We start from the raw sequence: 13181 nt of genomic DNA on the forward strand, positions 1-13181 counted from the left end.
ATTCGTGTATCTGTTTGCAGGATAGATAGTTATCATTAAGCAAGGGGGAAAGTGACTTGCTTATTATTCAAAAAAAGGGAGAGGATTTACCTCTCCCACAGTATTTTGCGTTAGTGCATCATTACTGTTTCCAGGAATCTATGATGCTTTCATCCAGAATATAGACTTTTGAGGCTTTCCTACTATTTAGTTTCTCCGTCTCCACCCTCACCGCCTCCCTTTCAATCAGGCTCGCCACGCATTTGCCAAACTCCCTTTTTCTCATGTGGGACATATTCATTCGGATGGGTTAACGAAACCAATATGGCTTAAATCGAAATAATCCGCACCTGGTCAGAAAAAAGCCAGTTGGGGAGCAAATCGTAATTCAGGTCAAAATGTTCCAGGAGGTGAGAATCGCTGCCGATGCTGAAAAGTTTTCCGCCCATCTCGCGGTAAAGGTCTATCTGCCACTCATTTGGCAAAACGAGGGCGTATGGTTTTCGCAGCGAGGAAAAGTTTATTTCCAGCGCGATACCTCGGTCAATCATGACCCGGAAAATGTCCCGTATAACGCCCTCACAGTGCGTTTCCGGAGGTTCTTCCGTCAGGTAGCGTTTATGTACGCCCAGGTGTCCCAGAACGTCAAAATCGCAGTTTTCGACCAAGGCGAGGTTCTCTTTGTAATAATCCTCGCTGTCCTGTTTTTGGAGCGTGCGTCCCAGGGGAATCGCCACATTTGTTCCGTCGGGGAGGAAATGGACGGAGCCGAGGCGCAATTCGAAATCCAATTCCACCAAAAGCTCGTCCGCAAAGGATTTCACGCGCTGAAAATCGCCAATTTCAACGCCCTTAACAATCCGGAGTCCCTGGGCAGAAAATTCCCGCTGAAGAGCGCTCAAATCCTCAAGATAGCGCGCGAAAGAGGGGAGACCGTAACGGCTGAGCTCCCAAGGTAGAAGGTCCATGTGTTCGGTGATGGCGATGAGGCTGTAATCGAGCTGGACAGCGCGTTTTGCCAGTTCCCGCGCCTTCATGCGGCTGTCGTAGCTGTATTCGGTGTGGAGATGGTGGTCAACTTTCATTTTGAAACCAGAATGGCAGCGCCCAAAGCGCCGGTGATTTGAGGCAGAGAAGGCACCAAAACCTCGGTTTGAAGCTGGTTTGAGAGACAGAGAGCCAAATCCGAATTGAGGGCGACGCCGCCGGTGAAAGCCACCGGAGGTTGCCAATCCAGAGCGCTCATTTGCACTTGGATACGTTTGGCAATGGAATTGTGAACCGCCCTGGCAATGTCTGCGGGAGAAGCGTTATCCGCAATCATGCCAACGATTTCGCTTTCGGCAAAGACAACGCAGGTGGAGGAAATATCCAGTTTCCCGCGTGAATCTGAGGCGAGGAAGCTGAGCTGTTCCAAGCTGCAGGCCAGCCTAAGCGCGGTCATTTCCAAAAACCTCCCGGTTCCAGCGGCGCATTTGTCGTTCATCACAAAATCGCTGACTTTAGCATGGGAATCGAGGGTGATGATTTTTGAATCCTGTCCGCCAATATCGATGATGGTTCGGGTTTGAGGAAGGTAGTGAAGCACACCTGCCGCATGGCAGGAAATCTCTGAAAAAACTTTGTGATTACATAGCTTGCGTCCATAACCCGTACAAGCCACTTTAACAATATTATCATATCCTATTGATGTGATGGCAGTTGCGGTCAGAATATTTACCGATTTGAGGGGATTGACGTCGGTTGCCAGCCAGTCTGAAAATAAAATGTTATCCTCGCTGGAATCATAAACCACGAGCTTGGTGTTTCGGGAGCCGATATCGATGCCGAGACTTATCATAGCAAGATGTGGGACCATTGATTTGAATTTTGCAACCATTTTTCCGCCACCTGGCCGATTTCTTCCAGGGTGACGGCGCGAATACGCTGTTCTCGGCGCAGAAAATAGTCTGGGTCATAGCCCAAAGCGCCGAGACTTGAAAGCATAAGAGCTTGGAGGGATGGGCTTTCCGCTTCAAAACGGTTCATTCCGCAGAGATAGTTTTGGGCGCGCAGTAGTTCGCTTTCCTCAACTCCGTGGGCGCAGACCTCGGCAATCACTTCGCGGGTGAGCTTGAGACAGGCTTGGGCGTCGTCGGGGTCGCTGAAAGAATAGGCGTACCACCAGCCGAGTTCCTTTGTACTATTGTATTCCAGGCCGGTTTGATAGGCATAGCCATATTTTTCGCGGACGAGATTGAACAGCCGGGAATCCATGTCGCCGCCCAGAATTTGGGAGAGGACGTGGAAGGCGGTGGTTTCCTCCTTGTCTTTGGCGGGAGTGGCAAAACCGCCCAAATGGATGATGGCCTGTCCGGAACCAAGCTTGTGAATCCTGTGTTTCACCGGGCTGGGAATGGGGGGAGGAACTTCGTTATTTTCCGGGCTGGGCTGGCTTTTACGCGTGCCAAACAGCGCGGCGGCGAGGCTTGCCACTTCATCCGGGGGCAGGGGAGCCACCACGCAGAGGGTGAAACGGTTGGGCTGATAGTAGGTTTGATGCCAATCCATCACCTCCTGGGGCTTCAGTTTGAGCAGGGAACTGATTCCGCCGGGAAAGCCAGTGTAAAGACTTCCCGCGCCAAGCAGGGTTTTGAACCAACGGTTAAACGCTTGACTGACGGGGTTTTGTTTGTCTCTGCGCAACATGTCCACGGTTGAATGTTTAAGCAAATTGATGTGGCTGGTTTCGAAGGCGGGGAGCTGGAAAATCTCTGCCAAAATGGCGAGGGCGGTGGGAAGCGAGCTGTGAAAGCATTTTCCGCGGAAGATGGTGCAATCCGGCTGGGGCTCAACATTCAGGCTGATGCCGTGTTGGCGGCTGGTTTTTAGAAGCTGGGTATGGCTGTGAAGACGGGTGGAGTGCATCATTCCGCCGGAACAAAGATAGTTTATGCCTCTTCGTGCGGGGCTTTCCCAAAGCTGACTGATTTCGGTGGCAAGAGCGACTCCGCAAACCGGCCTCTCGGGTTGACGGCGGTAGATGAATTTCAGACCGTTGTCGAAAGTGGTCGTGTAAAGCTCATCAGTGTGGGCTTTTGGCTTGATAAAATGAGTGGGAGAGGGGATGGCAATTTCGTCAGGAAGCTCGGTTTGGGTGGTTTTCTTGTTCGAGGGTTTTCTGTTGGCGGGAGCGGGGGTCAAATCAGCTTTTTGGGGGGATTGGTGGATAATCTGAAGCCTGTCCGGAGTCCAGTATTTACGCGCAGCCCGCACCACATCGTCCACACCCAGAGGCATGATTTGTTCTTCATAATCATAGAGCTTTTCAAAACCGTCGATGAATTCCTCGGCGCCAATCATTCCCGCCAGGTTTTCCACGCCGTCAAAGCCAAAAAGCCAGGTGTTAATCACGTCCCGTTTAATCAGTTCCAACTCGCCGGGGTCGATGTTTCCAGCCAAAAGGCTTTGCAGTTCTTCGTTGAAGGCGGTCAAAAGCCGGTTTTGGAGCTTGGGGCGCAGGGGAGAGGCGACAATGGAGGAAACGCCATCCAGCATCCCGCTGAAGGATGATACTTTCACCGAGGAAACGAGCTTTTCACACTCCACAATCCGTTTGTAAAGGCGTGAGGCGGGACCCACAGCCAGCCAGCGTTGAGCCAGCATCAGGGCGTCAGAATCGGGATGAGCGTCCGCAAGTTCAGGCAGAATCCACGCCAGATATTCCTGGGAGTTTTTGCGCCAGAGACGAGCTTTGGCGGGGGTTTCCAAGCTTTCAGAATGGGAGGGTAAAACAGGCGGATTGGAGCCAGGTTCCCAATGGCCAAAAATCTTGTCGATGGCGGCAGCGCTGGTTTTGGGGTCAAAATCGCCCACCACCACCAAAAAAGAGTTCTGGGGACGGTAATAGGCGCTGTGAAAGGCTCGCAGCTCCTTCAAGCCGGCTTTGGAAAGCGAGGATTTGGTTCCCAAAACGGGACGGCGGAGAGGGCTATTTTGGAAGGCGGAATCCTGGATGAAGCTGAGAAAATCCATCTCGGGGTCGTTTTTGGTTTGTTCCATTTCCTCGATGATGATGTCTTTTTCCAGTTTCACGTCCTCGGAGCCAAAAGTTGGGTGGATGGCAAGCTCAGCGAGAACTTTGAGGCCTTCGTTCAGATATTCGGAGGGTAAAAGCAGGTAGTAGCAGGTACAGTCAAAATCCGTGTAGGCGTTCAGCGTTCCGCCCAAATCGCTGATGTGGCTGCTTATCTCGTTGTAGCCAAAATGACGGGTGGATTTGAATACGAGGTGTTCCAAAAAGTGGGAATAGCCACCTTCATCAGGCGCCTCCCAGCAGCTTCCCATGCGGATGAAAAGCTGTAAACACAACACGGGATTCGAGGCATCCTGGTGGAGGATATATTTAAAGCGGTTGGACAAAAATCCCGCTGTGGCGCGGCGTAGCTGGGACAGGGTCATTTTCAGGCCAGCCGGGGACGGCAGACCAGCGCGTAGGCGTTGTGGTTGTGGATGGATTCAAAGCTTTCGACTTCCACGCTGAATTCCCCCACCCGGGGGTCAGCTTGAAGCCTTTGGGTGGCCTCCCTGGCGATGTCCTCCACAAAACGGGGACGCGCGTAGGCCGTTTCGGTCACATATTTTTCATCCTGGCGCTTCAAGAGCGGATAAACAGGGCAGCTCGCCACCTCTTCCGCCACTTCGATGAGCTCTTCTAGCCAGATAAATTCGTCGTAGCGAACCTTGAGGGTCACCAGGGAACGCTGGTTGTGAGCGCCTTCGGCGGATATTTCCTTGGAACAGGGACACAACGCCGTGACGGGAATCCGGGCGCCAATCCAAAGCTCAAACTCCTCGGCGTAGGACGCGTTGAAAAAGCATTGGTAATCCATCAAAGCGGCAATTCCGGATACAGGAGCGCTTTTTTGGATGAAATAGGGGAAGGCGAGGTCAATGTAGGCAGCGTCGGCATTCAGGACGGATTTCAGCTCCAGTAAAAGTTTGTCCAATTGGCCGATGATGTTGTTCTGGTGATAGCGGTTCAGAATCTCGATGAATCGGGACATATGGGTTCCACGTTTGCTGTGATGGAGGTCCACATAGAGGTTGACTTCGGCGATGGTGGCTTGAACGCCGTTGGCGCGGTCGTCCACCAAAACGGGATAGCGGATGCCTTTGACCCCAACCTTGTCGATTGTGATATGGCGGCTGTCGTCCTGAGCCTGGATATCGGGCATATTTATCATTCGTCGTGCCAATCCAATTCTTTCATTCCCATGCTTTTAAGGGATACTATCTTATCCTGTTCCTGATAGAAGATAACTGAATTGCTATTTGGATAGTGTGTTAGGGCTTCAATCGCTTGGGGAGGAGGCAGGAGGAAAAGCGCGGTGGAAAGTCCGTCGGAAACAGCGGCGGAGGGATGAATCACCGTGATGGAAAAAACGCTTTCCACAGGGTAGCCGGTTTTGGGATTGAGGATGTGATGGTAGCGTTTACCTTCGTATTCAAAGAAATTTTGATAGTCTCCAGAACTGCTGAGCGAGCCGTTTTTAATCTTGAAACTGCCGATGGTTTGGAGGTTTTGACCCGCACGGGGATGGCGGACTCCCACCACCTGGGCGTGTTTTTGACCAAAGAAAGTCATACCGCTGGTGCAATCTATCTGTCCGCTAATCAAGCCACTACGCTCCATGAAGACACGCGCTCTATCCAAAACATAGCCCTTGGCGAGGGCTCCGAAGGTGATTTGCATCCCCTTGGGCATAATGATGCGTTTTTCATTATAGCGTATCCGGCTGAAATTCACCTTCGCCAAGGTTTCCTGGATGGCGAGTGAATCCGGAGGAGAAGGCTCAAAATCCGGTTCACCCAGCCGGCTGAAACCCCAAAGCTCATAAAGAGGCCGCACGCTGATGTCGAAAAGACCGTCCGTGAGATGGTAAAGGCTGTCCGCCAAACAAAGCAGCTCGTAGGCGTGAGGGTTCATGGGCACAGACTTTCCATCCGCGGCATTGACGCGCGAAACCCAGCTTTGGGGGTCATAATCGTTGAAAATGGCCTCAAAGCTTTTCATGTAGGCAAACACGGAATCAATCTGGGCGGAAATGTTCTTGCTTTTGGATTTGGCGGAAATGGTGACCACGGTGTCCATGAGGTCTGGTTCAGCACGGGTGTGGGAATAGGAACGGTTGAACCAAGTCCAAGCTCCATAGGCAATTACCAGCGCCAACAGGATGAGGGAGACAATCTCTTTTTTCGTCACGCTTCAACCTTGTTTTTGGGACCTGATAATCTCGTATTCCAGAAGCAGGTCTGTGTAGTCCCGAATCGCAAACCAGGCAAGCGGAAGAGTGAAAATGAGCGGAATAAATGCCAAGCCGCTGGCGATAAGATTGATGAGGATGAGGATGAGCGCCAGGCGCCAGAGCTGCCAGCGAGCCACGTGAAAGTGTTTGTAGGAAGTTTTAAAGGCTTTCCAGGGGTTTTGGCGCAGGCGTTCCATCAAAATGGGTACGGGAAGGAAAACCGCCCAGAAATAGTTGACCAGCACCAGCCAAACCAAACGAAGGATGGGGTCGCTGCCGAATTTGGGCAATCCAAAACAGACGAGATAAATCACCACAAACCAAAGCGCGGTGAGCAATGAAAGCAGTAGCTGGCGGGGATAATCCTTCAGGGAACCAAGCACATCCTTGAATCCCACGCTGTGTCCTTCGGTTCGGCAAACAGCCGAGAATGGAATTAAAAGCATGGGAAAAAAGATAGCTAAGCCCACAGCCGTAATCAAAAGGTTTAAGAGCAGGGGGATAGTCTCTTGATTTTGGGAAAAATCCAAGCGTCCAAAAGCGTTCATCGCATAGAGCACAGCGGCCATGGGAATGACCCCGGCGATGATGGAAACAGCCGCCGCGGGGATATTTAAACCCTTGGCAGGCAGATATTTCTTCCAGGTTTTTTGAAGGCTTCTCCAGGAAGAAAGGTCTTTGGTGATAACCTGGGTTTGTTTGCCGCAATTCGAGCACCAAAAGTCGTGAGCGGCCAAAGGAGCGTCACAATGTTTACAGCGCATGTTCTCTCCGGATAATATTTAACATTTTGTCCATCCGCAGGAAGGGCATTTCAGGCAGCCCTCAGTGTGTTCCACAGAGCTGCCACAATCGGGGCAGAGGGAGATGGTCAATCTTGTCTCTGAAAGAGCTTCATCAAAAGCATCTTCTTCCAACTGCAAAGATTTGATTTCCTTGATGTTGTATTCCTGCAGAAAAGCTTCCAGAGCCTTGCCCACAGCGTCGCCGCAGGAGCTGATGATTTCTCCCTTGTGCCACATCGGGGATTGGCAACGGATGCCTTTTAACTGGCGAATGATGGCCTGAAGTTTCACGTCCGAACGCAAAGCAAGGGAGGAAAGCCGGGCGATGGCTTCCAATTGAGCGGAAGCGCAGCCGCCAACTTTGCCCATCTGGACAAAAACTTCGCAGGCGCCGCGGTCGTCGGTGTTGATGGTCACATACATGTGTCCACAGCCTGTTTCCAAGCGGCGGGTGATGCCGTGAGTCACTTCAGGACGGCTTCTGGGAGCAACAGTCCCCTGGGTTCCGGTCTTGGTGGCGCCGCTGCTGAGAACCTGGTTTTCCCGGCTTCCATCACGATAGACGGTGATGCCTTTACAGCCAAGCTGGTGGGCAAGTTCGTAGGCAATGCGGATGTCTTCCACGGTGGCGGAAGAAGGGAAATTTATGGTTTTACTGACGGCGTTGTCTGTGTATTTTTGGAAGGCGGCCTGGCTTCGGATATGCCATTCAGGGCTGATGTCGTGAGCGGTTTGGAACACCTCGCGGATGTGGGGAGGGATTTCTTCAAGCTCTGCCACGGAGCCAGCTTCAGCCACTTTTTCCAAAAGTTCCTGACTGTAGATTCCTTCTTTTTCAAGGGCTTGGCTGAACCATTTATTCACATAGAGCAGCTTTTCGCCGTCCATCACGTTTTTCACATAGACCAAGGAAAACTGGGGTTCAATTCCGCTGGATGTATCCAAAATCATGCTGATGGTTCCGGTGGGGGCAATGGTGGTGAGAGTGGCATTGCGTAAACCTTGGGAGGCAATCTTTTGGCCCAAATCGTCCCAGTTCTTTTTCAGAGGAGTTCTGCCCAAATTTCCCTTGGCATAGATGGAGCCATCAAAGCTCGGGAAGCTTCCTTTTTGTTGGGCAAGCTCCAGAGAACGCTGTTTGGCCTCAAAATCCACAAATTCCATCAGCTCTTCGGCGAGGGATACAGCCGCGTCACTGGCATAGGGAATTCCGAGCTGGAACAGGAGGTCCGCCCAGCCCATCACGCCCAGGCCAATCTTGCGGTTCAAATGCACCATTTCTTCAATCTGAGGGAGGGGGAATTTTGAGCGGTCGATAACCTGGTCGAGGAAATCCACACTGAGGCGGGTTACATAGCGGAGTTTTTCCCAATCCAAAGCGCCATCGGTGATGAGGGCGGCAAGGTTGATGGAGCCCAGGTTACAGGCTTCGTTCGGTAAAAGAGGCTGTTCACCGCAGGGGTTTGTGGATTCAATCTTTCCCAATTGGGGCGTGGGATTGGCAGCGTTTATGCGGTCCAGGAAAACGATTCCAGGCTCGCCATTTTTATGGGCCATATCCACAATCAGACAAAAGACGTCTCTGGCGTTCTGAGTGTCAACCACTTTTCCGCTGTAGGGCGAAATGAGTTCATATTCCTCATCGTTCGATACAGCCTGCATGAAGCCTTCTGTAATCCCCACGCTCAGGTTGAAATTCGTTAGTTCACTGGTGTCGGCCTTGCATTTGATGAAATCCATAATCTGAGGGTGGTCAACATTCAGAATCGCCATATTGGCGCCGCGCCTGGTTCCACCTTGTTTCACGGCGTCGGTGGCGGCGTTGAAAACTTTCAGGAACGAAATTGGCCCACTGGAAACCCCATTTGTGGAACGCACACGGGCGTCGGCTTCACGCAAACTACTGAAGGAAAAGCCGGTTCCGCCGCCACTTTTATGGATGAGAGCGGCGTTTTTCAGGGTTTCAAAGATGCTTTCCATACTGTCTTCAATGGGCAGCACAAAACAGGCGGAGAGCTGTTGGAGGTCACCTCCCGCGTTCATCAAGGTGGGGGAGTTGGGCAAAAAATAGCCTGAATCGAGGAGTTCGAAATATTCATTCTCCTTTTCTGGGTCTCCATCGGCAATATCTTTCGCCACACGGCGGATTAAGGTGTCCCAATCCTCCAGAAGCTCTCCGGCTTCATTTTTTCGGAAGTATCTTTTTTCCAATACTTTTAGAGCGTTGCCGCTGAGAATCATTTTTACTCCGGAAGGCCAAGAATTTCACGAGCCTGGGCTGGTGTGGCAAGGGGACGTCCGATTTCCTGGGCAATCCGAGCCATGCGGGCAACCAATTGGGCATTGGATTCAGCCACTACACCCTTGTGGTAGAAGATATTGTCTTCAAAACCAACCCGGATGTGACCGCCATTCACCATCGCGGTGAGAGAGGCTGGGATGTGGAATCTGCCGATGCCGGCAACAGCCCAGGTGGCTGTGGGAATCATTTCCCGCAGGTGTTCCATCATATAAAGTACGTTTTTGGGCGAGCCGTTCATACCGCCGGGAACGCCCAAGACAAATTGTACGTGCAAAGGTGTGTGGGTGATGATACCACGTTTTACGAGCCGGGCAACATAGTCCACCATACCGGATTCGTAAACCTCGACTTCCGGCACCACGCCATATTCATCAAACGCTTTGGAAAGACGCACGATGTCGCTGGGATGATTGATGAAAATATCATCGCCAAAATTCAGGGTTCCTGCGTTGAGGGTGCCCATTTCCGGTTTGAGCGCGAGAGGCGCCAGCCTTTTTTCAAAGGGTTCGCCAACGGCTCCGCCGGTGCTAATCTGGATGATAACTTCGGGAGCGGCAGCTCTTATGGCTGCAATCGCAGCGGTGAAACGGTCCATACATTGAGTGGGGTTTCCTTCGTCGTCGCGAACGTGAAGGTGGATCACCCGAGCTCCGGCTTCATAGCAGGCAATGGCTTCGCGAGCCTGTTCTTCAGGCGTGATGGGAAGATTTGGTTGGTCAGCGCGGGTGGTTTCCGCGCCTGTGATTGCGGCTGTTAAAATCAAGGGGTTCATGATAATACCTCTTTTTGTGTTATTTTAAAAAATCATTCAAACCAGCTTTCAAACAAGCGTAAACGCTGGAGCTGGAGCTGCTCGATACCCAGGATACGGCTGGCGAGCTGGTGAAACTTGGCTTCATTGTCGCTCACATAAAACTTATCCACGCCCTTGCGGACAGTCTCAGGCGGCGGCAAAATGGTTTTCAGATGATGCGCAACAGCATCAGCGCTGTCCACAAGACTCACCCCGGCGCCCATTTCGCTGGCAAAAAGAGCCTTCAACAAAGGGTAGTGGGTACAGCCCAAAACAAGGGTGTCAATACTTTTTTCCTTGTACTCCTGAAGGCATTCATTCACCACCAGGCTTGTGACGGGGTGATCCAGCCAGCCTTCTTCAACGAGCGGAACCAAGAGAGGACAGGCTTTGGAAAAAACCTGCGCGTCGGGAAGAAGGGCTAAAATTGCCTGGGTGTAAGCGCCGGAGCGGATTGTACCTTCCGTTCCGATTACGCCAATCTTATTGTTTTTGCTGACCTGGGCAGCCATTTGGGCACCGGGTTCGATGACGCCTATAACCGGGATTTCCGCCAATTTACGCAAGGCGGGCAAAGCCACGGCGGAAGCGGTGTTACAAGCCACCACCAGGGCCTTAATCCTCTTCTGGAGGAGGAAACGGGCGTTTTGAACCGAATATTCGATAACGGTGTGATGGGATTTGGGGCCATAGGGAACCCTGGCGGTGTCACCAAAATAAATCAGATCTTCACTGGGGAAAGCGGCACGTATGGCCTTGTAAACAGTGAGTCCTCCCACCCCGGAGTCGAATATCCCGATCGGCTTTGTCATCTCTTCCTCTTTAGTTTTTTACTTGCTCGGACACTTTTTTTGTGGGCTGTCTTATAGTCAACCGATTTTCTGGACTTGGCGGGCGTTTTTTTGGCAGGAAGCAGGTCTGCGTGTTGATGAGCGTTTTTAACATTTTGTAATTCCAAATAGATATCGTCACTAACCTCCATGATTTGAACCAACACTTTATCCAATAGCTGGAAATAATCTGAATTGGAGGGGTTTACAAAACGCATTTCCTTATCTTTATAGAGCCAACGACCACGGGGGAGATGTTCCACTTTGAGGAAGCCATTAACCGGAATTTGATCCAAACGGATGATGAGACCTGCGGATTTGGCAGACACGACCATTCCACTGAAGCGCTCTCCAATGAATTTTTTCATGTAGGCCATGCTGTAAACACGTTCAATGTCACGTTCGGCTTGGTCAGCAAGCAGTTCTTGTTCAGAAGCCACGCTGGCAAAGTGTTTCATCTGTTCGCTGTTGAATTTCACCTGGTCGGAACGGATTAAATATGTTTTGCAAAGTTGGTGGATAACGAGGTCGCAAAGACGACGGATGGGGCTGGTGAAATGGGTGTAAGTTTCCATTCCCAAACCGAAATGACGGATGTGGCGGATGGAATATTGCGCCTTTTTCATGCTGCGTAGGATGATGTGGTCGAAAACCTTGTGGTATTCAGCGTTGGGCAGGGAGTTCAACAGATATTGCAAAGAAGCGTTCAAAGAGCCGCGATCGTAATAGCTAATGCCGTAATGGGAAAGCAATTCGATGAGCTTTTCGATTTTCTGTAGATCCGGGTTTTCATGAATTCTGTAAAGCGAAGTGGGGGAGAGCTTTGTGAGCTGTTTGGCAGCGTATTCGTTCGCCACCAACATGAAGTTTTCAATCAATTTATGGGATTCTGTTTCCTGAGCGAGTGTGAATCTGTGAATGAGGCCTTCGTCATCGTATTCATATTCCAGTTCCGGCAGGTCGAAAAAGATGTAACCCTGCTCCAGTCTATTCTGGCTGAGCAGCGCGGAGAGTTTTCTGGCTTCGTTAAGAGCTTGGACAAGCTGTGAAGGCAGCTCTGTCTCTTCTCCATCATAAAGCGCGTCCACCTGTTCATAACTGAGTCTGAAGTCGCTTTTAACAATGGTTTCCGCCATTTTTTGGCTCAAATTTTTACCCTGGCGGTCAAATTCTGTGATTACACTCAGGGTCAGTTTTTCCTCGTCGGGACGTAAGCTGCAAACCTGGTTGGAGAGAAGTTCCGGCAACATCGGTATCACTTTTTTTGGGAAATAGAAGCTGTTTCCGCGCTTTGTCGCTTCCTTGAAAATGGCGCTGCCGGGCTTGACGTAATGGCTCACATCGGCAATGTGAACCGATAAACGCCAGCCCTTGGATATTGTTTCAATCGAGATGGCATCATCAAAATCCTTGGCGGAAGCAGGGTCGATGGTGAAGGTGTAGGTTTCGCGGAGGTCGAGCCTGCCTGTCCGGTCTTTCTGGCTGATTTTGGTTTTTATTCCTTCAACTTCTGCCAAAACATCATCCGGAAATTCAAGTGGCAGTTGATATTGGCGAATCACAGCCAGAAGTTCAACTTGCGGGTCTCCAGAGGGTCCAAGAATCTCAATCACATTTCCTGATGGCATTTTACCCATGATCGGGCTGCCCCAATTTGTGACCTGTAAAACAACCTTTTCGCCTTCTTTGGCCTGGAGGGTATCCTGAACCTCAAACCAGTTGTGGATTTTTTGGCTCCCGCTGATGAAAATCTTGCGTTTTCCGCTGAAACGGATGTCTCCAGCCATGATTTCGTTGGCTCTTTTAACGATTTTGCGAACATAGCCCCGGTCTGCTTTTCCGCTTCTGAAACGGGGGTCAATTTCAACCCTGTCACCATGATAGGCGTTCAAAGTATCTTCCGCGCCGATGAAAAAATCACCTTTTTCTGTGCGCACAAAAGCATAGGAGAGATTCTTGGCCAGCGGCGTCGCGTCAAAAATACCCTCAAGAAGTTTAGGATTGGCTTGTTCCTTAATCGGCTCCTCAGGTTCAGGCTTGGAAACAACAGGCCAAAACTTACGGCTTTTCTTGCTTAGCATACCCTCGGAAACCAGTTCGTTCAGTGTTTCTGAAAGAACCGCTTTCTCTTTTTTGGTCAAGTTTAGTTCGCCAACTATCTCATTGTAGGACAGTGGCTTATTACGGTTGCGCTTGAACAGTTCG

The 13181-nt window shown here is 51.0% G+C and carries 10 protein-coding genes; all 10 read right to left on the bottom strand.

The features are described 5' to 3' along the window. Positions 1–308 precede the first annotated feature (308 nt). From GX135_03350 to GX135_03395, 10 genes are read right to left on the bottom strand one after another with little or no spacing between them, the layout of a single operon-like run. Positions 309–1064 (bottom strand): histidinol-phosphatase HisJ family protein, encoded by a 756-nt coding sequence (locus GX135_03350; GenBank protein ID NLN85129.1) that lies wholly within the window; start codon positions 1062–1064, stop codon positions 309–311. Then, positions 1061–1819 carry a 2-hydroxyglutaryl-CoA dehydratase gene (locus GX135_03355; protein ID NLN85130.1) on the bottom strand — a complete coding sequence of 253 codons (759 nt, stop codon included), beginning with the start codon at positions 1817–1819 and terminating at the stop codon, positions 1061–1063. Before GX135_03355 ends, GX135_03350 begins: the two co-directional genes overlap by 4 nt. Further along, positions 1816–4419 carry an insulinase family protein gene (locus GX135_03360; GenBank protein ID NLN85131.1) on the bottom strand — a complete coding sequence of 868 codons (2604 nt, stop codon included), beginning with the start codon at positions 4417–4419 and terminating at the stop codon, positions 1816–1818. The genes GX135_03355 and GX135_03360 overlap by 4 nt, the downstream gene beginning before the upstream one ends. 2 nt (positions 4420–4421) lie before the next feature. Then, positions 4422–5204 carry a GTP cyclohydrolase I FolE2 gene (locus GX135_03365; GenBank protein NLN85132.1) on the bottom strand — a complete coding sequence of 261 codons (783 nt, stop codon included), beginning with the start codon at positions 5202–5204 and terminating at the stop codon, positions 4422–4424. Beyond that, positions 5201–6223, bottom strand: coding sequence for an FAD:protein FMN transferase (locus GX135_03370; GenBank protein NLN85133.1), 1023 nt, complete (start codon positions 6221–6223; stop codon positions 5201–5203). Before GX135_03370 ends, GX135_03365 begins: the two co-directional genes overlap by 4 nt. Positions 6224–6226: 3 nt before the next feature. Then, a complete protein-coding gene (locus tag GX135_03375; protein ID NLN85134.1) occupies positions 6227–7030 on the bottom strand; it encodes a hypothetical protein in 804 nt (267 codons plus the stop codon). 18 nt (positions 7031–7048) lie between these two features. After that, positions 7049–9292: a vitamin B12-dependent ribonucleotide reductase gene (locus GX135_03380; protein ID NLN85135.1), complete on the bottom strand. Its 2244-nt coding sequence runs from the start codon at positions 9290–9292 to the stop codon at positions 7049–7051. Positions 9293–9294: 2 nt separating this feature from the next. Continuing rightward, the gene (locus GX135_03385) at positions 9295–10125 is read right to left on the bottom strand and encodes a 3-keto-5-aminohexanoate cleavage protein (protein NLN85136.1); all 831 of its coding nucleotides are present in this window, start codon (positions 10123–10125) and stop codon (positions 9295–9297) included. A 32-nt stretch (positions 10126–10157) separates the two neighbouring features. After that, positions 10158–10958, bottom strand: coding sequence for a glutamate racemase (locus GX135_03390; protein NLN85137.1), 801 nt, complete (start codon positions 10956–10958; stop codon positions 10158–10160). Then, positions 10955–13117, bottom strand: a complete 2163-nt coding sequence (locus GX135_03395) for a VacB/RNase II family 3'-5' exoribonuclease (GenBank protein NLN85138.1) — start codon at positions 13115–13117, stop codon at positions 10955–10957. The genes GX135_03390 and GX135_03395 overlap by 4 nt, the downstream gene beginning before the upstream one ends. Positions 13118–13181: the final 64 nt, after the last annotated feature.

This window comes from Candidatus Cloacimonadota bacterium (assembly GCA_012522635.1).
In the GTDB taxonomy this organism is placed as follows: domain Bacteria; phylum Cloacimonadota; class Cloacimonadia; order Cloacimonadales; family Cloacimonadaceae; genus Syntrophosphaera.

Bases quoted from the DNA above. Each gene is read 5' to 3' on its own strand.
- GX135_03350 (NLN85129.1), bottom strand. From the start codon at position 1,064: ATGAAAGTTGACCACCATCTCCACACCGAATACAGCTACGACAGCCGC.
- GX135_03355 (NLN85130.1), bottom strand. From the start codon at position 1,819: ATGATAAGTCTCGGCATCGATATCGGCTCCCGAAACACCAAGCTCGTG.
- GX135_03360 (NLN85131.1), bottom strand. From the start codon at position 4,419: ATGACCCTGTCCCAGCTACGCCGCGCCACAGCGGGATTTTTGTCCAAC.
- GX135_03365 (NLN85132.1), bottom strand. From the start codon at position 5,204: ATGATAAATATGCCCGATATCCAGGCTCAGGACGACAGCCGCCATATC.
- GX135_03375 (NLN85134.1), bottom strand. From the start codon at position 7,030: ATGCGCTGTAAACATTGTGACGCTCCTTTGGCCGCTCACGACTTTTGG.
- GX135_03380 (NLN85135.1), bottom strand. From the start codon at position 9,292: ATGATTCTCAGCGGCAACGCTCTAAAAGTATTGGAAAAAAGATACTTC.
- GX135_03385 (NLN85136.1), bottom strand. From the start codon at position 10,125: ATGAACCCCTTGATTTTAACAGCCGCAATCACAGGCGCGGAAACCACC.
- GX135_03390 (NLN85137.1), bottom strand. From the start codon at position 10,958: ATGACAAAGCCGATCGGGATATTCGACTCCGGGGTGGGAGGACTCACT.